Raw genomic sequence first — 21,481 nt, 5'->3', positions numbered from 1 at the left:
GCGTGCGATCAACCCGATAGAGCGCTGGGACTTCCTGACACCCGAAAACGCCGTCTGTACTGGCGCTGTTTAGTCCGCCCCCCGGGCCGGTTACGCATTACGGAGCGGCCACCGTGTCGCAGACCAAAGGAGTGATTCGATGAACCTGTCCGCAACGACCGTTCGACGCGGCCTGTACGGAATGTTCGCCGGCGGCCTGCTTGCTTTCGGTTCCGCCGCGATCGTGGCACCGGTTGCCAATGCGCAGCCGGCTCCGGCGCCGACGCAGGACAACACCTGCAGCGTGAGCGCGATTGCCAACACCTCGAGCACGGTGTCGGCATCGACGAGCACCTACCTCGCCTCGAACCCCGAGGCCAACGAGGCGTTGACGGAGATCGCCACGAAGCCTCAGGATCAGGCCACGCAGGACTTCCGCGCCTACTTCGCGCAGAACCCGCAGGTCGAGTCCGAGCTGAAGGCCATCAACCAGCCGGTCGCCCAGATCTCGAGCCAGTGTGGTGTCGAGGTGACACCGACGCCGATCTCGGCCGCGTTGACTGATGCGTAAACCGTAACGACCTTGTGGCGCCGGCCCTGCGCCGGCGCCACAAGTGTCTTCGGGGTCGCTACGGATTGAAGAGCACGGGCCCGCCGGGACCGATCGGCACCACCTCGTATGTGCCGTCGCCCGTGCGTTCGGCGTTCTGGCCGGGATCTGCCGTTCCCGGTCGGGGAGCCCGGCCCGCCTCCCATGGGGCTTGCGGAGCACTCTGTGCGGTCGCAGGCGGCGCTCCACATAGACCGCCGCTCCATACTCCGCCGCTCATCTCACAACAGAACCTCTGCTCTTCGAAATGTTCCGCGGATGTGGTCTTGTCCGCCATGTACCTGTCCGCAGCTGCATCCATGCACGTGTCGAACGCACCGATGTCCCACTCATCCTTGGCCTGGGACACCGCGGGCGGGACGAGCGCCCCGATCGCCACGGCGATCACAGCGGGGCCGAACACCCACAACGAATACTTCTTCATCTTGGTTCTCCTTCAGTCGATCACTTGCTCATCGGCTGATTCCCCCGCGAATGCAGTGATGAGATGACAGAGCCACCGTCGCGAACCGGTGTTGCAGTTGCGTTGCAGCGCGGTTGTGGGCGGTTCAAGCTGGGTCGTGAGCTGCGAGAATCTGCCCGGGTTCTTCGGTTCTGTTCGCCGCGGCCATTGCCTCTGCCAATAGGGTTCTAGCCTGACGCAGAGCGCGCGGACGACCTTGCGGCGCCAGCCGTTCCACCCACTGCTGGGCGCGTTGACAGGCGAGGTCTGGCTGGTCGACGAACAACGCGCGGATGAGGGTTTCGTCGCGAATCTGGGCGGTGGCCTCACCCAGCCCCCCGTCGGGCAGAGCGTCGCCGTGGTCGTCTCGCCCTGGTCGGTCGACGATCGGCAGCCCCAGCCGCGTGATTTCGTTGTCGGCGTGCGCGCGCAACCGCGGCAGCTTCAGCGTCGTCGCGACGCTTACTCCCTCATTCAAGCGCGCCGCTGCGGTGTCGAGGTCGCCGCGCGCGGCCCTGACGCGCGCGCTCACGACATGCCGCAGGATCAGGAACTCGACTGTGCCGCCTGATGACCCGAACTCGTAGCATTCATCCAGCAGTCGTCCGGCCTCGTCGATATCGCCGCGCTCGAACAACAATTCGCCGAGAAGTGCGCCGGCGAGTAGCGCCGCATCCGAATGCCTGATCCCCCCGTAGCTTTCGGCCAGCTGCAGCGCCTCGCGAAGACACCGCTCGGCGGCGGCGTCGTCGAGCTGTTCGCGCGCGGCCATACCCGCCAGGCAAAGCTCGTAGATCCTGCTGAACGGATTGTCGTCGTCCTGGTATGGCGCGGCCCACTGCTGCCACCCGCGAGCAGCGTCGAAATCGAACCGCCAGAGCGCGGCGAACGCGGCGACGTTCGCCGCAACGCTGACGAGAAACGGCGGTGTCGTTTCAGGACTTGAAAGGCACTCGGCCACCAGTTCTTCTACCCCGGCGGTGCGATCGGCCCAACTATCGAGCATCGCGCGCAGCACGTTCGCTTCCAGTCGCCAGCCGCGAATATCAGTATCCGGCAGAGCGTCCCCCAATACGGTGGACTCAAAGGCATCTAGCGCGGCGCGAGCCGCTACAGGTTGCTGCAGCATCGCGCTGGCCCAGCCGACCGCAAGATGCAACCGAGGGCGATGCGCGACGACGTGCGGCGGCAACTTGGACACCAGTCCGCGGAAGGTCGACACCTTGGCCTGACGAATCAGGTCCACCCCGAAGAGTTCGATCAGTTCGACTGCCCGCTCGGCCTCATCGGCCGCGATCGCGTGATCAACGGCCTCCCTCAACATTCCGCGCTCTGCAAACCAGCGAGACGCCTTGGCTTGTAGGGGCGCAACGCGCTCGGGATGATCGCGCTCGAGTCGGCGATGCAGATGCTCGGCGAACAGTTGGTGGTAACGAAACCATTCCCCATCGGGGTCTAAACGACGCAGGAACAAGTCGCGGCTCTCGACCTCCTCGAGGAGCGCCTGCCCGTGCACTCTGCCGGTAAGTGTCGAGGCCAGCTCGCTACTGATCCGCTCCGTCACCGACGTGACCATGAGGAAATCGAGCAGTTCGGGTTCGAGTGCGTCGAGCACGTTCTCAGTCAGGTATTCACCGATTGCCTGATGACGCCCAGACATTCGGTTGATCACCTTGCCGGGGTCGTCGCAATCTCGCAATGACAGCGATGCGAGTTGCAGGCCGACGACCCAACCGTCGGTCGTTTGTTCCAAGCTTGCGACGTGCGTGTCGTCCAAATCCAGACCGCACGTTTCCAACAGGAAGGCGCGCGACTCCGAGACGTCGAATCGCATGTCCTGCGAATCTATTTCAGTGAGCTCATCGCGCGCTCGCATACGGCTGACGGGCAGATGCGACCGAACCCGGCTCGTGATGATCAGTCGCAGGTGCCGACCGCCGTAGTCGAGTAGGTACGCAAGTGCTGCGACAGTATCTGCGTCGGTGATGCGATGCCAGTCGTCGATCACCACGACGACGGGTGCACCAGTGCTCTCGATCTCGTTGATCAAGGAGGACAGTACGGAACGAAGCACCGCCGGACCGCGCTCTTCCAGCGTCTGCCGCAGTTGACGGGCCAGCGTGGGCCGCACCGTGCGCACCGCCTCGATGAGGTCGGTGACGAACCAGACGGTGTTGTTGTCGTCCTCGTCGATCGTGAGCCATGCGACGGTCGTGCCCTCGGCGGCGAGAACAGCGTGCCACTGCGCGGCCAGCGTCGTCTTACCGAAGCCCGCCGGGCCGTGGATCACGACCAATCGACGCGCGTCACCACCGCGCAACTTCTCGATCAGGCGGGCACGTGAGACAAGCTGACGCGATGACGTCGGCGGTTGATACTTGGTCGCCACGGTGACCGGATACCGGTCGCGGTCGACCAGCTGAAGCGATGGATCCTGTTGGAGGATAGCTGCTTCCAGGCCGCGCACGTCAGGGCCTGGATCGACACCGAGCTCAGCGCGGAGCCGGCGACGCAATCCTGCGCCGACGCTGAGCGCATCGGCCTGCCGACCCGACCGGTACAACGCCAACATGAGCTGAGCGTGCAGCTGCTCCCGAAACGGGTGCTTTGCAGCCAGATTCTCGAGTTCGGCGATGAGTGACTGGTGTCGGCCCATCTCGAGATCCGCGTCGATCCGGTCACCCAGTGCCATAAGTCGAAGCTCGGCCAGCCGCGCCGTCTCCGCAGCGGCGAACTCCGGCTGTCCCAAGTCCTCGAGCACGTCTCCGCGCCACAGGCTCAGCGCTTCGCGCAAATTTTTGCGGCGCGTTCAGCGTCACCGGCTCGCAAAGCTTCGTGTCCTCGGGCCAGCATGTCTTCGAACCGGACGCTGTCGACCTGGTCGCGGCTCACAAAGAGTCCATAGCCGGTCTTCTGGGTGACCAGCACATCGTGGACTCCCGCCGCCGCCAGGTGCGATCGAAGCCGCGACACGTGAGCCCGCAGCGTGCCGTTCGCACTCGCCGGCGGTGCGCCACACCAGATGGCGTCGGCTATACGGTCCGCAGGCAGGCAGCGGCCGGGATGGAGCAACAACATCGCAAGCAGTTCCCGCTGCTTGGGGCCGCCCAGATCGACCGGTTGACCGCCAACCGGACTGACAGTGAGCGGGCCTAGAACCCCGAACACCGGCGTCGCCGTCACGGCGAAGCTCCACCGAGTTTCACCAGGTCAGCGTAGCCGGTCGGCGCATCACGGGTCCCAGTTACGCGGTGTGCCTCAACGACTCCGAAGGTGGAACAGCCGCCCTGCCGTAGGACAGGGCGGCTGCTGTGTGGAGCCTGTGGCGTTACCGGTAAGCGATGAAAACGCCGTTCTCGAGGAAGACGCCGAATGCGTTCGCCTCGGCGTTCCACTCGACCTTCAGCGGCTCAAGATCCGGAAAGTCCGGCCTCAGTTCGACCGGCGGCAGCCAGACGTCGGGGATGTTGAGACGTGCCGGGTCATCCCAGTGTCCCGGCGGAACGCCATAGAACGGGTTCGGAAGCACGCCTATCGTCGGGTCCTTCTTCACCTGTCCGGGCGGGCCGAACGGGTTGTGCCCGGGCGGGTCGCCCGGCGCCCAATTCGAGATGACCGGCCCGGGCGGATTCGGCGGACCGGGGATTTTCGGCCCCGGGTCTGCCTGCGCGAGCCCGCTACCCAGTGCGAATGCCGATAAGCCCAGCGCACCCGCCATTGCGGTGGTGGCGGCAAACTTCTTGATCTCCACGTTGAACTCCTTGTTCGTGGTGGCGCCGTCGGTGCGGCGTCACATCGACTTGTTGTTCACGCCGCCCCGTCCGATCGTCGGCGGTGCGGCTCGAAGACCCCCTGACGCGATTCGGACTACCCCTGAACGGCTCGGGAAAAACGCATCGCAAAAGATTCTAAGTTTGCTGAGCTAAGTGATGTCGCGACGCTTGACCCCGCCCAGCTGGCCGGTCACCGCGTCGGCCGTCGCCACCGATGCTCGCGCTCGTTCGGTGATCTCGTTGTCGGTCAATGCCTTTCCGATGTGGACCGAGACCACCATGATCTGTCGCTGGTAGTGGTCGTACACCGGTGCCGAGATCACGCTGATGTCATGGCGTTTGCGGCCAGTGTCGTTCTCGTTGCGCAGGTAAACCCGTTCGCCGATATCGGAGACCAGTTCACCGAGCAGCGCGCGCAACTCGTCAGGCAACTGTGCCGACATCCCCGCCATCAACGAATACAGTCGGCGTCCGCCGGGCGTCAGCCGTTCGACCAGGTAACCGTCCGTGCGGCATTCGGCGATCACCCGGTTCAACCGTTCGGTGTCGGTTCGCAACGACACTGTGGGCTCTTTCGCCAACCAGTCGCGCTGCGCCTCCTCGTCCCAGAGCACGAACATCAAGCCGACCGGGGGTGCGAACGGATAGCTCTGGCCGACCTCGACGCCGGCACTGACGCCCGACGGGGATACGAGGTCGAGCACCGTGATGCGGTCGTCGACCACCGCCGACAGGGCTGCCGTGACGCCGAAGCGCGACGACAGCCGACGCAGTTCCTCGCGAGCGGCGGGGCTGACGCGCAACGCCTCTTGGGCCCGATGCCCGAGCGTGATGAGGGACGGGCCCAACCTGTAGGTCTTGTCCCTCGGGTCGCGCACCAGATATCCGGCGTCGGCGAGCGTACTGACCAGCCCGAGGCAGGTCGGCTTGCTCAAGCCGGTGCGCCGAGCCAACTCTGAGACACCGAACCGCTGGTCGGGATGACCGGCCATGAAGTCGAGGACGCGCACCACGCGCTCGGTGGGCGGCGACGCGCGACCGGGGATTTCGGCTGAGCTCACGCGGGCTAGGCTACTTTCCGTTCCATATTTGGACCATAGCGGTCGGTATATTGACTAGCCTTAGAACGCGTTCTAGTTTCGCAGTGTGTACTCACAGCCGCTGATCGATGCGATCGCCGAAGCCGAGCACCTCGTGTCCACCGCGCCGTTCATCGAATCCGAAGCCGACTTACTCGAAGGTCTGCAGTACCTGGCCGGGTGTGTAGCCGCCTGCACTCACCTGGCGTTCGACTACGACCGCGACCATCCGTTCATGCAGTCCGGGACGGGGCCGTTCACCAAGATGGGCCTCGACAATCCCGACGCGCTGTACTTCGGCACCCGGGTGCAGGCCGGTCACGAATACGTCGTCACGGGTAAGCGGGGCACCACGACCGACCTTGCCTTCCAGCTGCTCGGCGGCGAGTACACCGACGACAACGTTCCGCCCAGCCAAGCCGCCTTCGACGACCGCGAACTCGACATCGCCGAGGACGGGACGTTCGAATGGCGCGTCACCCCCACCAGTCCGTCGCAGTTGGTCATCCGCGAGGTCTACAACGACTGGTCAGCACAGCGCGGCTACGTCAGCATCGCGCGCACCGACACCGCCGGAACCGCCCCGCCACCGCTGACCAAGGCGACCATCGAGAAGCGCTACGCCGTTGCAGGCAAGCAACTGGTCCAGCGGGTCAAGACCTGGCTGCAGTTTCCGCACTGGTTCTACAACAACCTGCCGGTCAACACGATGGTGGCGCCCCGGCTCACACCGGGCGGCCTGGCCACGCAGTACTCGTCGGTCGGTCACTTCGACCTGGCGCCGGATCAGGCCATGGTCATCACACTGCCGGTCAGCGACGCACCGTATCTCGGGTTCCAGCTCGGCAGCCTGTGGTACATCTCGCTCGACTACATCAACCACCAGACATCGCTGAACGGCACTCAGGCACAAGCCGATCCGGACGACAAGATTCGCATCGTCGTATCCGACGCCAACCCCGGCGTCACCAACTGGTGCGAGACGCTCGGCCACCGCCGGGGGTATCTGCAGTTCCGCTGGCAGCGCCTGTCACGTGCGCTGACCGAGGCGGACGGTCCGACGGTCGAGGTCCTCGACGTCGACAGGGTCGCCGACGCGCTGCCGTACTACGACAGCAACAAGATCTCCGACGACGACTGGCGTACCAGGATCGCGTTGCGTCAACAGCAGATTCAGAACAGGATGGTGGGCTGACCATGGTCGGGATGCTCGATGGAAAAGTCGTCGTCATCAGCGGCGTCGGACCCGCACTGGGCACGACGCTCGCGCGCCGATGCGCCCAGGAAGGCGCGGACCTCGTGCTGGCCGCCCGCACGGTCGAACGCCTGGAGGACGTCGCCAAGCAGGTCACCGATCTGGGTAGGCGGGCGCTGTCGGTTGGCACCGACATCACCGACGACGCGCAGGTGAACAACCTCGTCGACGAGACGATGAAGGCGTACGGCAAGGTCGACGTGCTCATCAACAACGCGTTTCGGGTGCCGTCGATGAAGCCGTTGGCCAACACCACTTTCGAGCACATGCGTGACGCGATCGAATTGACCGTCTTCGGTGCGCTGCGGCTGATTCAGGGGTTCACCCCTGCGCTGGCGGCATCCACCGGATCCGTCGTCAACGTGAACTCCATGGTGGTGCGTCACTCGCAGGCCAAGTACGGCGCCTACAAGATGGCCAAGTCGGCGCTGCTGGCGATGTCGCAGTCGTTGGCCACCGAACTCGGCGAGCAGGGTATCCGGGTGAATTCCATTCTGCCGGGCTATATCTGGGGCGGGACGTTGGAAAGCTACTTCAACCATCAGGCCGGCAAGTACGGCACCACCGTCGACGAGATCTACAAGGCGACCGCGGCCGCATCCGATCTCAAACGGCTGCCCACCGAGGACGAGGTGGCCTCGGCGATCCTGTTCATGGCCAGCGACCTGTCGAGTGGAATCACCGGCCAGGCGCTGGATGTCAACTGCGGGGAGTACAAGGCGTGACGCGCACGGACGTCGGTACGGTCGAGGATCTGCACGCTTCGGCGACCAAGGCCTGCGGCCTCGACGACTTCGGCAGCGACGACGACAACTACCGCGAGGCCCTCGGGGTGCTGCTCGAGTCCTACCGCCGGGACGCGGATCTCACCGAATTCGGCAGCAAGATGCAACGGTTCTTCGTACGCAACGCGCTGGTCGCCCGCTTGGTGTCAGAAGCGGCGTGGAAGCAGCACCCGCAGCACGTCGACGTCTCGATCGAGAAGCCGATCTTCGTGACGGGCCTGCCCCGCACCGGCACCACCGCGATTCATCGGCTGCTGGCCGCCGACCCCCGCCACCAAGGGCTGGAGTTGTGGCTCGCAGAATTTCCCCAACCTCGGCCACCTCGCGAAACCTGGTCCGACAACCCGGTTTTCGCCCAACTCGACGCCCAGTTCAGCAAGGCCCACGCGGAGAACCCGGACTACACCGGCCTGCATTACATGACCGCCGACGAGGTCGAGGAATGCTGGCAGTTGCTCCGCCAGTCGCTGCATTCGGTGTCCTACGAGACGCTCGCCCACATCCCGACGTATTCGCAGTGGCTGGCCAAACAGGACTGGACGAAGCCCTATCGGCGGCACCGCAAGAACCTTCAGTTGATCGGTCTCAACGAACCCGAGAAGCGGTGGGTCCTGAAGAACCCGAGCCACCTGTTCGCGCTCGACGCGCTGTTCAAGACGTATCCGGACGCGCTGGTCATCCAGTGTCACCGGCCGCCGGAGACGATCATGGCGTCGATGTGCTCGCTGGCCCAGCACACCACCGAGGGCTGGTCGAACACGTTCGTCGGGGAGACGATCGGACGCGATTCGCTGGAGACCTGGTCGCGGGGACTGGAACTGTTCACCGCCGAACGGGCCAAACACGATCCGGCCCAGTTCTACGATCTCGACTACTTCGAGCTGATCAAGGATCCCGTCGGCGCTGTGGCCGACATCTACCGTGCGTTCGGAATCGAGTTCACCGACGCCGCGCGTGACGCGGCGACCGCGACTCACGAAGAGAGCAAGAAGGGCCCACGGGCACCCAAGCACACCTACTCCCTGGCCGATTACGGCTTGACCGACGACGAGGTCAAGGAGCGTTTCAGGGGGCTGTGACTTCGTGCCCGGTTCAAGCGGCGGTGTTGGCCAACTTCTCGATCCGCTCGAGCGCGTCCTCGGCCAGGGACCGCACGTCGTAGCCATTGGCGGGACCGCATGTCGAGATCTCGATCGCGGCGTTGTACGCGGCGACCAGCGCGCTGTCACAAGCCCAGTCGTCACCCTTGAACGACCACAGGAGAATCTCGGGTAAACCGGAATCGACTGGCGGCAGAAGTTCGAAGAGATATTCCCGTTCGGCCATGCTGGTGACCCGAAAGGTCATGCCCTGGCAGGAGTCGATTGTGTGTTTCGCCTGTGCGAGTGCACCTTTGGCGTCGAAATCGGCGCGGTAGACGCCGACCATCTCCTCGACGTACACGTCCCGACCGCCGTTGACCGTCATCCAGTGCCCGCCGTCGTACGCCGCGGGATCATGAGCGACGATGAACGGGGGATCCACCTCACGCGCCACGCCCGCGCAGCCATCGGGGTCGACGGATACGAACAGGTTTCCGTCGCCCTTGGTGACGTCGGGGCTCAGCAGGTCGCCGACCTGTCCGGCGGTGATCGGGGCGACCGGCGGTTCGACCGTCGGCTGGGGGCTGTCAACCACCCGCGTGCAGCCCGCAGCGGTCAGCGCGAACAGGCAGAATGTGACCGCAACGCAGCGCATATCAGAGCACTTTACGACTGCGCGTGTTGAGGAAAGCTAGCCGTCGCCAGGGGAGGGGGCCGACGAGATCTCCTCCAGGCACCCTTCGGCCACAGCGTGTTTGATGCTGTCGGCCAGCCGGGGACAGGCCTTGGCGCGGGCGGGGTCGGCGCCGGATTCGCGGATCTCGGTGAAGTACGCACACCGTCGCGATGCCTCGGTGTTCCACTGCACCGACGTGTGAGCCGGCCCCAGCTTTTTGACGTCCACCGAGACGTGGCAGAAGCGGCAGTCGACGGACACCAGGCCCGACCGCAGATAGCGTTCGCGGTCCCGTTGGGTAGCTTCTCGCAGCGCCGCCGCCCGTTCGGCGCCGAAAGAGGGCGCCTTCGAGGTGATTCCGGGTGCCGAACCGCCGTGACCGTGGCCGTGGTCGTGGTCGTGGTCGTGGTCGTCGTCGTGCGTGCCATGCAGCATCAGCATCGCCCGGGCCAGCCGGTCGACATCAGGAACTTCGTCGCGCGGACTCATGACGAGGTCTGCTCGGCTCTTTCCTTCTCGTCCTTCTCTTCGGCCTGACGCTTGAGGTTCTCCTCGACCTCGACATGCCACTTCTCGTTGGCCGCCGTGGTGTCGACCTCGATCTCGAAGCGGTCGGTCATGTCCGGGGTGACGTCGGCGACGTCGACGTAGAACTGCTGATACCACCGACGCATCTGGTACACCGCACCGTCCTCCTCGACGAGGAGCGGATTGTCGATGCGCGTCTTGTGCTTCCAGATCTCCACGTCCTGAAGGAAGCCCTTGCTGACACCCTCGGTGAACGTATTGGCCAGCTTCTCGGTCATCTTCTCGTCCAGGCCCTTGGGCTTCTCGACGATGACGCCCCACTGCAACATGAAGGAGTTCTGCGTGACGGGGTAGTGGCAGTTGATCAGGATCGACTCGGCCTTGTATCCGCCGTAATTGTTGTGCAGCCAGTTGATCATGAACGACGGGCCGAAATACGACGCTTCCGAGTCGAGGTGCGCCTCACCGTATGTGGTGCCCATGTCGTTGATGTCAGGCCGGCCCACGTTGTGCAGATACTGCGACGCGATATGGCCCTCGAAGACGTTCTTGAAGTACGTCGGCAAGCCGTAGTGGATGTAGAAGAAGTGCGCCATGTCGGTGACGTTGTCGATGATCTCCCGGCAGTTGGCGTTCTCGATCAGGATCGAGTTCCACTTCCAGTCGGTCCACTCGTCGCTTTCGACCTCCGGGATGTCGGGGATCCGGACCTCAGGCTGGGGCGGATTGCCCTCGTGGTCGTGCCAGACGAACAGGAGCCCGCCGCGAACGTCGGTCTCCCAAGCCCGAGTGCGGGCCAGCCGCGGTGTGCGCTTGGCGTAGGGCACCAGCTTGCACTTGCCGTCCCCGCCCCAGCGCCAGTCGTGGAACGGGCACGCCACCTCGTCGCCCTTGATCGTGCCCTGGGAGAGGTTTCCGCCCATGTGGCGGCAGTAGCCGTCGAGCACCTTCACATCGCCGTGCGAATCGGCGAAGACCACCAGCATGGTGCCGAAAATCTCGATGCCGTGCGGCTTGCCGTCCAGGTAGTTCTTCACCGGGCCGAGGCAGTGCCAACCCCGGGCGTACCGATCGGGCAGGGCGCCGGTGTCGATCTCACGAATTCCCGCGCTGTTGGTAGTCACGGTGGGCCTCCCGGTTCTGTGTCTCTAACTAGAACACGTTACAGTTTTTCCCGCTCCACACGCAATCTATGCAGGTAATCCGCTCCCTCATGGAGCGCTCATTGCCACTCAACTAGGGGTATAACCAAACGATGCCGTTGTACTCCTTCGAGGGGCGCGCACCGACGATCGATCCGGACGCGTTCATCGCGCCGACGGCCACGCTGGTCGGTGACGTGCATGTCGAGGCGGGCGCCTCGGTCTGGTTCAACGCGGTCCTGCGGGCCGACTTCGCTCCGATCGTGGTCCGCGAGGGCGCCAACGTGCAGGACTGCTGCATCCTGCACGCCCCGCCCGGCATCCCTGTGGACATCGGACCCGGCGCCACGGTCGCACACGCGTGCGTCGTGCACGGTGCGCACATCGGCGCGGAGGCGGTGCTCGCCAATCACTGCACGGTGCTCGACGGCGCGGTCATCGGCGCGCGCACCATGATCGCGGCGCACTCGCTCGTCGTCGGCGGCACGAAGATCCCCGACGAGGTGCTGGTGACAGGGGCGCCCGCGAAGGTGCGCGGCCCGATCGCAGGAACCGGCGCGGAGATGTGGGTGAACACCAATCCCGGTGCGTACCAGGAGTTGGCTCGCCGGTACTCGACGGGTCTGCACGCCGTCGAGGAGTGACTACCGCGGCTCCGGCAGGCCGGTGCGCAGTGCGATGTCCTGCATCCTGCCGACGTTGATCACGAATTCGTCGGTGGTGGCGTCGCCGAGTGCGCTCTGAAATTCCAGTCGCACCAGCGCCGGACCCCGCGTGAACAGCAGCATCGTTTCTGCCTTGCTGCGGTCGACCGACTCGCCGACGGCGATGATGCCGTCTGCGCCCACCGGAGCCGGTCGCGGTGTCGCGTCGGCGACCACCTGGTTGAGCTGGGGTATGGCCTCGCGCAGTGTTCGGGTCGCGGTTTCGGCATCCGGGTAGATCACGACCGTGTTGGCGATCGCACGCGTGTCGTCCTGGTTGACGAAAAGGGCGCTCGCGCCGGGCAGACCGCCGGGGGCCGGGTTCGTCGACTGGACGGTGAAGGTGTCTTCGTCGTCGCTGAGATCGGACGCCTGTAGCAGCAGGCGGCCGTAGTCGACGGTCGTGTCCGGCTTGTCGGTGCCGCTGGTCGTGGTGGCGGCAGGAGCCGGAGAGCCGGTTGGCGACGTGGTCGAGCCCGTGGTGCCCGTGTCCGGACCTGGGGCAGCCGCGTCGCAGCCGACGGCGGCGGCGCAGATCAGCGCCGTCGTGGCGGCGGCAGACATGCACTTCAGACGGGTAAGACGGCGGTTCTCAGGCAATGCGATCGGACTTCGCTCTCCAGAGTTGGGTCAGAGATCAATAACTCAACGTACCGACCTGACCATCGACCCTGGTAACGGTGCTTCGGGCGGTACGGTGGCGCCATGACCATCGGCCAAGTTGCCCAACTGTGGCGCCACCCGGTCAAGTCGCTGGGCGGGGTCACGGTGGACGAGACCCACATCGGTCCGCGCGGAGTGCTCGGCGACCGGCTGTGGGCGGTGCGTGACCTCGAACGCGACATCACGGCTTCGGCCCGACGCATTCCGCTGCTGCTGACCGCAACGGCGCGCTACGTCGACCCGCTGCCACCGGACGCGGGCCCCGGAAACGTGCCCGAGGTGGAGATCACCTTCCCCGACGGCACTGTTCTGTCGAGCCGCGACCCCGCGGTGCACACCAAGCTTTCCGAACTGGTGGACCGCGAAGTCCGGCTCACCGCCCTGCCGCCGGCCGAAGACACGAGCCTGCACCGCATGCGGCTGCACAACCGGAAGGACGCCGTGGCCTCGGCCCAGTTGCGCGCCGACTTCGGGGTCACCGAGGGCGAGAAGCTTCCCGACCTGGCGAAGTTCCCAATGGGCGAGCTGTTGAAGCTCGGCCGCTATTCGACGCCGCCCGGCATGTTCGTCGATCTCGCTCCGGTGCACATCATGACCGCCACCAGCGTGGCCGCCATCGCTGACGAGATCGGTGACGACGTCGACGTGCGGCGGTTCCGGCCCAATGTGCTGATAACGCTCGGCGACCCGGAAGGGGACCTCCCCGAATCGAGCTGGGTGGGCGCCGAAGCCAGGATCGGTGATGTGGGCCTCGACGTCATCTCGCAGACCGTTCGCTGCGTCGTGCCCAGCCGAGCGCAGCCGGGACTCGAGGTGGACCGCAGGATCACCCGCGCCGTGGCCGGCCGCGCCCAGCGGTGCCTCGGCGTCTACTGCACAGTCCCGCAGCCCGGCATGGTGCGGGTGGGTGACGACGTCGACATCCGAACGGCCTCCGCGTCACGTCCGAGGAAGCTGCTCGACGACGCCACGATGAGCGCCAAGCGCTTCACCCTCGGTCTGGCCACCGCGGCCGCCGACCGGATCTTCCGTTAGAGCTTGCGCGCGCTGGCGGTGGCGCGGTCCAGCTCCCAATAGGCGCGCAGTGCAACGAGTTTGCCCTCGTCGTCGACGCGGTAGGTGAACACGCCCTCGGCCGTCACCTCGTAACCCGCGGACCGGATCACGATACGGCCGACGTTGGCTTCCTCGTTGCCGCACTGGAACGTCTCGACGAAGTCGAAACGCAACTCGCTGGGCGCGATCGCCTTGTCGTAGAACGCGGCGATGGCTTCCTTGCCGCGATGGCCTTTGCCCTCCGGGTCGAAATGCGACGGTCCGATCGGATCCTCGACGACGGCGTCCTCGGCGAAGTTGTCCAGCCATGCCTGCTTGTCGTGGGCGATCGCCGCCTCGCGGGATCGCTTGCCCGCCAGGTGGACCGGTGCATCGGGGTTGGTGACGGTCACTGCTGCCAGCCCGAGTGGATGTAGGTGTCGGCGAAGCGCTTCATCGAATCCTGTTTGTCCTTGAGCGGTGCGTCGAAGCCCAATCCTTCGAACACCCAGGGCATCACGATGTTGTCGGTGACGCCGGATTCGGCTAGTTCACGGTGGCCGTCGACGCCGAACTTGTCGATGCACACCGCTTGAAACTCAAACGGTGCGTCGGCGCGACCGTATTCGGCAAGCAGCGCCTTGAGCTTGGCGATCGTCTCGGCCAGCTGCTCACCGGTCATCATCGCGCTGGTCCACCCGTCGCCGACACGCGCCGCGCGCTTGAGCGCGACGTCGGTGTGGCCGCCGACGTAGAACGGGACCGCTGCGGTGGGCGCCGGGCTCATCTGCAGCTTGTCGAAGTCGTAGAACTCGCCGTGGAACTCGACCATGCCGCCGGCCAGCACGAGTTTGATGACCTCGATCATCTCGTCGACCCGCTTGCCGCGCTTGGCGTACGGCTGGCCGCACCACTCGAACTCCTCAGGTGCCCAACCGATCCCAACACCGAACCCGAACCGGTTGTTGGTCAGGTTGGCCACCGACCCGACCTGGCGCGCGAGTAGCAGCGGGTTGCGCGAGCCCAACTTCATCACGTTGGTGTAGAAGCGCAGCGTCGACGTCACCGCACCCATCGCGCCGGCGGCGATCAGCGGGTCCACCCACGGGGTGTTCTCGTCCCACATCCGCGAGCCATCCGGGGTGTAGGGGTAGTCCGCCGATTGCTTCTCCATATAGAAGATGGAGTCCGGCAACGCGATCGAGGTGAAGCCAACCTCCTCGGCGGTCCTGGCGATGTCGACGAGCTGATCGATCGGGCACATCGGCACCGCGCACGTGTACTGCATCCGGGTCACGGTCACGCTGCCGGCTTGTCGCTGGAAACCACCCACATCGAGTAGTACTGCGATCCGCCGCCGTAGGCGTGACCGAGCGCCTTGCGGGCGCCCTCGACCTGGTGCTCACCGGCCTTGCCCATCACCTGGATCGCCGCCTCGGCGAACCGGATCATGCCCGACGCGCCAATGGGATTGGAGGACAGCACACCGCCAGAGGCGTTGAGCGGGATGCGTCCGCCGATCGCGGTCTCCCCGGCCTCGGTCAGCTTCCAGCCCTCACCCTCCGCTGCGAAGCCGAGGTTCTCGAGCCACATCGGCTCGAACCAGGAGAAAGGCACATAGATCTCGGCGACGTCGATCTCGTCGATCGGGCTCGTGATGCCCGCGGATTCCCACAACGCCTTGGCCGCGTCGCGGCCCGCTTGCGGATTGACCTGATCGCGACCCGAGTACGCCAGTGGTTCGGTGCGAAGCGCGGTCGCGTGGATCCAGGCGACCGGGTTGCCGTCGGCCAGACGCTGGTCGGCAATCTCCTCATTGCCGATCACCAGTGCGCAGGCGCCGTCGGAGGACGGGCACGTCTCGTCGAATCGGATAGGGTCCCACAGCATCTGCGATGACATCACCTTCTCCAGCGTGATGTCGGGCTGATGCAGATGGGCCAACGGGTTCTTGGCGCCGTTGAGCCGGTCCTTGACCGCGACCATCGCACCGATGTGGTTGGGTGCGCCGGAGCGGCGGATGTAGGCGCGCACGTGTGGGGCGAAGTAACCGCCTGCGCCCGCGCCGACGGGTTTGGTGAACGGCACCGGAATGCTCAACGCCCACATGGCGTTCGACTCGGACTGCTTCTCCCACGCCATCGCCAGCACGCGCCGGTATTTGCCGGACTGCACGAGGCTGGCGGCCACCACCGCGGTCGAACCGCCCACCGAACCGGCGGTGTGCACGCGGATCAACGGCTTGTTCGTCGCACCGACGGCATCGGCCATGAACAGTTCGGGCATCATCACGCCCTCGAAGAAGTCCGGCGCCTTGCCGACCACCACCGCGTCGATGTCGTCCATCGTCGCGCCCGCGTCGGCCAGCGCCTTGTCGATGGCTTCGCGCACCAGGCCGTTCATCGACACGTCCTGGCGCTTGGCGACGTATTTCGTCTGTCCGGTGCCCAGTACCGCAGCCAGTTGCTTGCTCATGACCGTCCTTCCAGGACCGCGACCAGATTCTGTTGCAGCGCAGGCCCGCTCGTGGCATGCGCCAACACCCGCTGCGCGGAGCCGGTGAAGATGTGTTGTGCGGCGAACCCGATGCGCTCGAGGCCCGCGGAGAACATCGGGTTGGCGGACAAGGCTCCACCCGACGGGTTGACCTTCGTCTTGCCGCCCAAGCCGATCGCCTCGGTGAGGATCAGGTGCTGGTGGCTGAACGGCGCGTAGATCTCGGCCACTTCGATGGATCCCGCGTCACCGCCGGTGGCTGCCTGTGCGGACGCCGCCGTCGACGGCGAGGTGGTCAGATCACGGGCGCCCAGTATTGGCGTCTCGATGCGATGTTCGATCCCGGTGATCCACGCGGGGTTCTCACGGAGCTCACGTGCCCGGTCACCGGCGGCGAGCACGATCGCCGACGCGCCGTCGGTGATCGGCGCGATGTCGTGGCGGCGCAACGGATCCGCGAAGTACGGACGTTCCAGGAGTTCATCGATCGATTTGGCCGGCTTCTCGCTGTCGGTGCGGCCGGCGGCCGTCATCGCGTCCAGCGCCACCTGCGCCATCTGCTCGGCGGTCCACTTGCCGGCGTCCAGTCCGAACCGCGCCTGCAGGCCGGCCATCGACACCGCGTCCGGCCACAGCGGGGCCACGCTGTACGGGTCGGTCTGCAGCGCCAGCACCCGGCGCAGCACACCCGCGCTGGACTTGCCGAAGCCGTACACCAGCGCGGTGTCCACCTCACCGGTGAGGATCTTGATGTAGGCCTCATAGAGCGCCCACGCCGCGTCCATCTCGACGTGCGACTCGTTGATCGGCGGCACCGCACCGATCGAGTCGATCGCGGAGATGAATGAGAAAGCCCGGCCCGCAAGATAATCCGACGAACCCGAGCACCAGAACCCGATATCGGTCTGCTTCAGGCCGAGCTCGTCGTAGAGCTGATGGAAGCACGGCATCAGCATTTCGACGCCGTTGGTGGTCCCGTCGGTGCGCCGTACATGTGGTGCGTGCGCGAAGCCGACGACCGCTACCCCGTTGTCCGAAGTCATGAAGTGAAAGCCCCTTTACAGGTGGTGCTTGTAGGAGTCGTAGTCGGCGTCGGGCTCACCCGTCGGCCGGAAGTGGTCGATGTTGTCGATGCCCAGGCCCCACTCCTCGCGCGGTTTCCAGACCGCTTCCACGCGCATGCCCATCCGGACCTCCGACGCCTCGATCTCGGTCACCAAGTGCAGGAAGGGAATGTCGGCGCCGTCGAGCAGCACGTAGGCGGCGACGTAGGGCGGTTTGATGCGCTGCCCGGCGAACGGGATGTTGATCACGGCGAACGTGGTGACGGTGCCCTTGTCCGAGAGTTCGAGGAACTCGTCGAGCGCGAGACCGGTGGCGGGGTCGGCCTCTCTGGGTGGGAAGTACACCTTGCCTGGCTTGCCATCACGGCCGTGCTTCGAGCGCGCCCCGAGCAGCTTGCCCTCCTCGAGCGCCCGCAGGAATGTGCTTTCGGGCAACGATGCGGTGTGCTGGATCTCGATCGACGACGGCGACACCTGCACCGTCACCGGGTCGCGGTTGTCGGGCTGACCCTCCGGTTCCGCCTCGTCGCCGAGGGCGAAGTACGCGATGTCGGTGATGGCGCCGACGGGTTCGTCGACCCAGTGCGCGTGCACCCGCGCGCCGGTGCTGATCGCGTCGGACGACTCGGCATCGACCGCGTGCAGCAACGGGGTGTCGGCGCCGTCCAGTTTGATCAGGGCCCACGCGAACGGCCGGTCGAGAGGCTGACCCTGGAGCGGGGCCGGCTGCCAGGTCCACGAAACCACGGTCCCGACACCGGCCACCGGTACGATTTCCGTCAATCGCTCGTAGGTCACGGGATCGAACTCGGCAGGCGGCACGTGCACCCGCCCATCCGAACCGCGCACTCCGACGATGCGTCGCTCGCGCAGGGCGGTGAAGAACTGGGACAGGAGTGGTCCGACTGAACGGGTGTAGTCGAATGAGAGCTTCAGCGGCGCGGAAAGCGGCCGCTCATGCGGATCGATCTGCACCGGGCTGCTTTGGCTGGTGGTCACGGCATCGAGTAGAACAGGTTCTAACAATGGTTTCAAGACACCGTTATGAGGTCTGCAAATGAAGCTCGGACTGCAATTGGGGTATTGGGGCGCGCAACCGCCTGAGAACCACGCCGAACTGGTCGCCGCCGCCGAGGAGGCCGGCTTCGACACGGTGTTCACCGCCGAAGCCTGGGGCTCGGACGCCTACACACCGCTGGCGTGGTGGGGCCGCGAGACCAAGCGCATGCGGTTGGGCACGTCGGTCATCCAGTTGTCGGCGCGCACTCCGACCGCGTGCGCGATGGCGGCGCTGACGCTCGACCACCTCTCCGGCGGACGGCACATCCTCGGGCTGGGCGTCTCCGGACCGCAGGTCGTCGAGGGCTGGTACGGCCAGCGGTTCCCGAAGCCGCTGGCCCGCACCCGCGAGTACATCGACATCCTGCGTCAGGTGTGGGCCCGCGAAGCCCCCGTGCGCAGCGACGGCCCGCACTATCCGCTGCCGCTGACCGGCGAGGGCACGACGGGTCTGGGCAAGAACCTCAAACCGATCACGCATCCGCTGCGCGCCGACATTCCGGTGATGCTGGGCGCCGAAGGGCCGAAGAACGTTGCACTGGCCGCGGAGATCTGCGATGGCTGGCTGCCGATCTTTTACTCACCGCGCATCGCCGACATGTACAACGAGTGGCTCGACGAGGGCTTCGCCCGCCCCGGTGCGCGCCGCAGCCGCGAGGACTTCGAGATCTGCGCGACGGCGCAGGTGGTCGTCACCGATGACCGCGCCGAGATCATGGAACTGATGAAGCCGCATCTGGCGCTTTACATGGGCGGGATGGGCGCCGAGGACACCAACTTCCACGCCGACGTCTACCGCCGGATGGGTTATGCGGAGGTCGTCGAGGACGTGACCAAGCTGTTCCGCAGCGGACAAAAGGACGGCAAAGAGCGAGCGGCCAAGATCATCCCCGACGAATTGGTCGACGACTCGGCGATCGTCGGCGACCTCGGTTATGTGCAGGAACAGATCAAGGCGTGGGAGGCGGCGGGCGTGACGATGATGGTCGTCGGCGCGCGTTCGCCCGAGCAGATTCGGGATCTCGCCGCGCTTGTGTAGACGTCGAGTAGACACTTCCTTGCTAGTTGTCTACCCGGCGTTCTAGATTGACGCGATGACCCAGCACACCATCGCAGGCACGGTGCTCACCATGCCGGTGAAAATCCGCAAGGCGCATCAGCACATGGCGATGTTTTCGGTGGACGCCGACGCCGCTCAACAATTGATCGACTACAGCGGTCTGAGGGTCTGCCGGTTCCTGCCGGGCCGAGCGATCGCGGTGCTGATGCTGATGCGCTACGAGGACGGCGACCTCGGCCAGTACTACGAGTACGGCACCAACGTGATGGTGAACCCGCCGGGTTCGGATGCGACGGGTCCGCGGGCTCTGCAGTCCGCGGGTGCGTTCATCCACCACCTGCCGGTCGATCAGGCGTTCACGCTGGAGGCGGGAACAAAGATTTGGGGTTATCCGAAGGTGATGTCGGAGTTCACGATTCGTGACGGGCACACGTACTCGTTCGACGTCACCATCGACGGCCAGTTCGCGGTCGGCATGGATTTCCGTCCCGGCCTACCGGTTCCGGGCAAGTTCACCGCCAAGCCGCAGGCCCACCCCACGTACTCCTGTCGCGACGGTGTGGTGCGCCGGACCGTCGGCGAGATGAAGCTGAGCGACGTGCGCTACCGGCCGGGCGGAGCCAGGGTCCGGCTCGGCGAACATCCCTATGCGAAGGAACTGGCCTCGCTAGGCTTCCCCAAACGCGCTTTGTTCTCCGGTTCGGCTGGGAACGTGGAGATGTCGTTCGCGGATGCAGAGGAGCTTCGATCGTGACCGTTACGGCGCCGCAGACCAAACCCGATGTCGACCTGACCGACGGCGCCTTCTACGCCGGCGACTCGCGGTCGGTCTACAAGTGGATGCGCGAGAACGAACCGGTGTTCCGTGACCGCAACGGATTGGCAGCGGCCGCAACGTATGCCGCCGTGATCGAGGCCGAGCGCAACCCGGAGCTGTTCTCCAACGCCGGTGGCATCCGACCCGACCAACCGGGCGTCGAGATGATGATCGAGATGGACGACCCGCAGCATCTGCTGCGCCGCAAGCTCGTCAACTCCGGGTTCACGCGTAAGCGGGTGAAAGACCTGGAGGGCTCGATCGAGAACCTGTGCGACACACTGATCGACAACGTGTGCGAGCGCGGCGAATGCGACTTCGTCTGGGACATCGCCGCGCCGCTGCCGATGGCCGTCATCGGCGACATGCTCGGGGTCCGTCCCGAGGAGCGCGAGATGTTCCTCAAGTGGTCCGACGACCTGGTGGGTGCCCTCAGCAGCACCGCGGACCCGGAGGAATTCCAGGTCACCATGGACGCCTTCGCGGCCTACAGCGAATACATGATGGGCATGATCGCGGCCCGCAAGGAGACCCCGACCGACGATCTGGTCAGCGTGTTGGTGCACGCCGAGGTCGAGGGCAGCAAGCTCGAGGACCATCAGATCGTCACCGAGGTGCTGCTGCTGTTGATCGGCGGTGATGAGACCACGCGGCACACCCTGTCCGGCGGCACGCGGCAGTTGCTGTTGCACCCCGAGCAGCATCGGCGCCTCGCGGGCGATCTGTCGTTGCTGCCCAACGCGATCGAGGAGATGCTGCGCTGGACGGCGCCGGTGAAGAACATGGCGCGGACCGTCACCGCTGACACCGAGTTCCACGGAACGGCCCTCAAAGAGGGCGAGAAAATGATCCTGCTGTTCGAGTCGGCCAACTTCGACGAGGCGGTTTTTGAGCGTCCCGAGTCTTTCGATATCGAGCGCTATCCGAACAACCACTTGGCGTTCGGCTTCGGCACGCACTTCTGCCTGGGCAACCAGCTCGCGCGACTCGAGCTGTCGGTCATGCAGACCAAACTGCTGCAGCGACTGCCCGATCTGAGACTGGCCTCCGGCGACGAGTTGCCCTTGCGGCCCGCCAATTTCGTGAGTGGTCTGGAGAAGATGCCGGTGGCGTTCACGCCGACGGCGAAGGTGCTCTAATCCCATTGCGCCGATTGTGAAATGAGCGACGGAAATCCGACCGAAACCGTCGCAGGTTTCACGAACGAGCGAGGGCGCGGGGGGCGCTGCGGT

23 protein-coding genes and 1 pseudogene are annotated in these 21,481 nt (G+C 65.4%); 9 read left to right on the top strand and 15 right to left on the bottom strand.

Annotated elements, in window-relative coordinates:
• Window positions 1–139 precede the first annotated feature (139 nt).
• Window positions 140–550, top strand: coding sequence for a hemophore-related protein (locus AU192_RS19705; RefSeq protein ID WP_064399207.1), 411 nt, complete (start codon window positions 140–142; stop codon window positions 548–550).
• A gap of 58 nt (window positions 551–608) precedes the next feature.
• Here the strand turns inward: AU192_RS19705 and AU192_RS19700 are convergent, their stop codons facing one another.
• The 6 genes and pseudogenes from AU192_RS19700 to AU192_RS19680 all read right to left on the bottom strand — a co-directional run bounded on the left by AU192_RS19700 (window position 609) and on the right by AU192_RS19680 (window position 5,865).
• Window positions 609–1,013 carry a hypothetical protein gene (locus AU192_RS19700; RefSeq protein WP_064399206.1) on the bottom strand — a complete coding sequence of 135 codons (405 nt, stop codon included), beginning with the start codon at window positions 1,011–1,013 and terminating at the stop codon, window positions 609–611.
• Between the two features lie 124 nt (window positions 1,014–1,137).
• A complete protein-coding gene (locus tag AU192_RS19695) occupies window positions 1,138–3,498 on the bottom strand; it encodes a winged helix-turn-helix domain-containing protein (RefSeq protein ID WP_242656981.1) in 2,361 nt (786 codons plus the stop codon).
• 33 nt (window positions 3,499–3,531) lie between these two features.
• Window positions 3,532–3,792 (bottom strand): annotated as a pseudogene (locus AU192_RS26300) (BTAD domain-containing putative transcriptional regulator); the annotation flags it as partial.
• Between the two features lie 17 nt (window positions 3,793–3,809).
• On the bottom strand, window positions 3,810–4,214 hold the full coding sequence (locus tag AU192_RS19690) for an AfsR/SARP family transcriptional regulator (RefSeq protein ID WP_064399204.1): 405 nt from the start codon (window positions 4,212–4,214) through the stop codon (window positions 3,810–3,812).
• 145 nt (window positions 4,215–4,359) lie between these two features.
• A complete protein-coding gene (locus tag AU192_RS19685; RefSeq protein ID WP_064399203.1) occupies window positions 4,360–4,782 on the bottom strand; it encodes a hypothetical protein in 423 nt (140 codons plus the stop codon).
• Window positions 4,783–4,953: 171 nt separating this feature from the next.
• Window positions 4,954–5,865: an IclR family transcriptional regulator gene (locus tag AU192_RS19680; protein WP_064399202.1), complete on the bottom strand. Its 912-nt coding sequence runs from the start codon at window positions 5,863–5,865 to the stop codon at window positions 4,954–4,956.
• Between the two features lie 85 nt (window positions 5,866–5,950).
• Here AU192_RS19680 and AU192_RS19675 point away from each other — a divergent pair, with 85 nt between their 5' ends.
• The 3 genes from AU192_RS19675 to AU192_RS19665 are packed head-to-tail and all read left to right on the top strand — an operon-like array spanning window position 5,951 to window position 9,002.
• The gene (locus tag AU192_RS19675) at window positions 5,951–7,078 is read left to right on the top strand and encodes a hypothetical protein (RefSeq protein WP_064399201.1); all 1,128 of its coding nucleotides are present in this window, start codon (window positions 5,951–5,953) and stop codon (window positions 7,076–7,078) included.
• Window positions 7,079–7,080: 2 nt separating this feature from the next.
• Window positions 7,081–7,863 (top strand): SDR family oxidoreductase, encoded by a 783-nt coding sequence (locus AU192_RS19670; protein WP_064399200.1) that lies wholly within the window; start codon window positions 7,081–7,083, stop codon window positions 7,861–7,863.
• On the top strand, window positions 7,860–9,002 hold the full coding sequence (locus AU192_RS19665) for a sulfotransferase family protein (protein WP_064399199.1): 1,143 nt from the start codon (window positions 7,860–7,862) through the stop codon (window positions 9,000–9,002). The genes AU192_RS19670 and AU192_RS19665 overlap by 4 nt, the downstream gene beginning before the upstream one ends.
• 13 nt (window positions 9,003–9,015) lie before the next feature.
• On the opposite strand, the gene AU192_RS19660 is transcribed toward AU192_RS19665, so the two are convergent.
• Genes AU192_RS19660 through AU192_RS19650 form a run of 3 tightly spaced genes read right to left on the bottom strand, consistent with a single transcriptional unit; the run spans window position 9,016 to window position 11,333 of the window.
• A complete protein-coding gene (locus AU192_RS19660; protein ID WP_064399198.1) occupies window positions 9,016–9,660 on the bottom strand; it encodes a sensor domain-containing protein in 645 nt (214 codons plus the stop codon).
• A 36-nt stretch (window positions 9,661–9,696) separates the two neighbouring features.
• Window positions 9,697–10,170: a hypothetical protein gene (locus AU192_RS19655; protein ID WP_064399197.1), complete on the bottom strand. Its 474-nt coding sequence runs from the start codon at window positions 10,168–10,170 to the stop codon at window positions 9,697–9,699.
• Window positions 10,167–11,333 (bottom strand): 3-ketosteroid-9-alpha-monooxygenase, oxygenase component, encoded by a 1,167-nt coding sequence (locus tag AU192_RS19650; protein WP_064399196.1) that lies wholly within the window; start codon window positions 11,331–11,333, stop codon window positions 10,167–10,169. Before AU192_RS19650 ends, AU192_RS19655 begins: the two co-directional genes overlap by 4 nt.
• Window positions 11,334–11,464: 131 nt before the next feature.
• Here AU192_RS19650 and AU192_RS19645 point away from each other — a divergent pair, with 131 nt between their 5' ends.
• Window positions 11,465–11,995, top strand: a complete 531-nt coding sequence (locus tag AU192_RS19645) for a gamma carbonic anhydrase family protein (RefSeq protein WP_064399195.1) — start codon at window positions 11,465–11,467, stop codon at window positions 11,993–11,995.
• On the opposite strand, the gene AU192_RS19640 is transcribed toward AU192_RS19645, so the two are convergent.
• The gene (locus AU192_RS19640; protein ID WP_064399194.1) at window positions 11,996–12,619 is read right to left on the bottom strand and encodes a hypothetical protein; all 624 of its coding nucleotides are present in this window, start codon (window positions 12,617–12,619) and stop codon (window positions 11,996–11,998) included. It abuts the gene before it with no gap.
• Between the two features lie 141 nt (window positions 12,620–12,760).
• Between AU192_RS19640 and AU192_RS19635 the strand changes: the two genes are divergently transcribed.
• Window positions 12,761–13,753: an MOSC domain-containing protein gene (locus AU192_RS19635; RefSeq protein ID WP_207544959.1), complete on the top strand. Its 993-nt coding sequence runs from the start codon at window positions 12,761–12,763 to the stop codon at window positions 13,751–13,753.
• Here AU192_RS19635 and AU192_RS19630 read toward each other — a convergent pair.
• From AU192_RS19630 to AU192_RS19610, 5 genes are read right to left on the bottom strand one after another with little or no spacing between them, the layout of a single operon-like run.
• Complete coding sequence (locus AU192_RS19630) at window positions 13,750–14,166, bottom strand: nuclear transport factor 2 family protein (RefSeq protein WP_064399193.1); 417 nt, start codon at window positions 14,164–14,166, stop codon at window positions 13,750–13,752. The genes AU192_RS19635 and AU192_RS19630 overlap by 4 nt on opposite strands.
• Complete coding sequence (locus tag AU192_RS19625) at window positions 14,163–15,041, bottom strand: TIGR03619 family F420-dependent LLM class oxidoreductase (protein WP_064399363.1); 879 nt, start codon at window positions 15,039–15,041, stop codon at window positions 14,163–14,165. Before AU192_RS19625 ends, AU192_RS19630 begins: the two co-directional genes overlap by 4 nt.
• A gap of 11 nt (window positions 15,042–15,052) precedes the next feature.
• Window positions 15,053–16,228, bottom strand: coding sequence for a thiolase domain-containing protein (locus AU192_RS19620; RefSeq protein WP_064399192.1), 1,176 nt, complete (start codon window positions 16,226–16,228; stop codon window positions 15,053–15,055).
• Complete coding sequence (locus tag AU192_RS19615) at window positions 16,225–17,292, bottom strand: thiolase domain-containing protein (protein WP_064399191.1); 1,068 nt, start codon at window positions 17,290–17,292, stop codon at window positions 16,225–16,227. Before AU192_RS19615 ends, AU192_RS19620 begins: the two co-directional genes overlap by 4 nt.
• 15 nt (window positions 17,293–17,307) lie before the next feature.
• On the bottom strand, window positions 17,308–18,312 hold the full coding sequence (locus tag AU192_RS19610; protein WP_064399190.1) for a Zn-ribbon domain-containing OB-fold protein: 1,005 nt from the start codon (window positions 18,310–18,312) through the stop codon (window positions 17,308–17,310).
• Window positions 18,313–18,370: 58 nt separating this feature from the next.
• Between AU192_RS19610 and AU192_RS19605 the strand changes: the two genes are divergently transcribed.
• Genes AU192_RS19605 through AU192_RS19595 form a run of 3 tightly spaced genes read left to right on the top strand, consistent with a single transcriptional unit; the run spans window position 18,371 to window position 21,388 of the window.
• Window positions 18,371–19,411: an LLM class F420-dependent oxidoreductase gene (locus tag AU192_RS19605; protein WP_064399189.1), complete on the top strand. Its 1,041-nt coding sequence runs from the start codon at window positions 18,371–18,373 to the stop codon at window positions 19,409–19,411.
• Between the two features lie 55 nt (window positions 19,412–19,466).
• A complete protein-coding gene (locus AU192_RS19600) occupies window positions 19,467–20,186 on the top strand; it encodes an acetoacetate decarboxylase family protein (protein ID WP_064399188.1) in 720 nt (239 codons plus the stop codon).
• A complete protein-coding gene (locus AU192_RS19595) occupies window positions 20,183–21,388 on the top strand; it encodes a cytochrome P450 (protein WP_064399187.1) in 1,206 nt (401 codons plus the stop codon). Before AU192_RS19600 ends, AU192_RS19595 begins: the two co-directional genes overlap by 4 nt.
• Window positions 21,389–21,481 lie beyond the last annotated feature (93 nt).

The sequence above is a fragment of the Mycobacterium lehmannii genome, assembly GCF_001499925.1.
GTDB classification, from domain to species: domain Bacteria; phylum Actinomycetota; class Actinomycetes; order Mycobacteriales; family Mycobacteriaceae; genus Mycobacterium; species Mycobacterium lehmannii.
The sequence above is the reverse complement of the archived record's forward strand: the minus strand, read 5'-3'. Positions and strand labels throughout refer to the sequence as shown.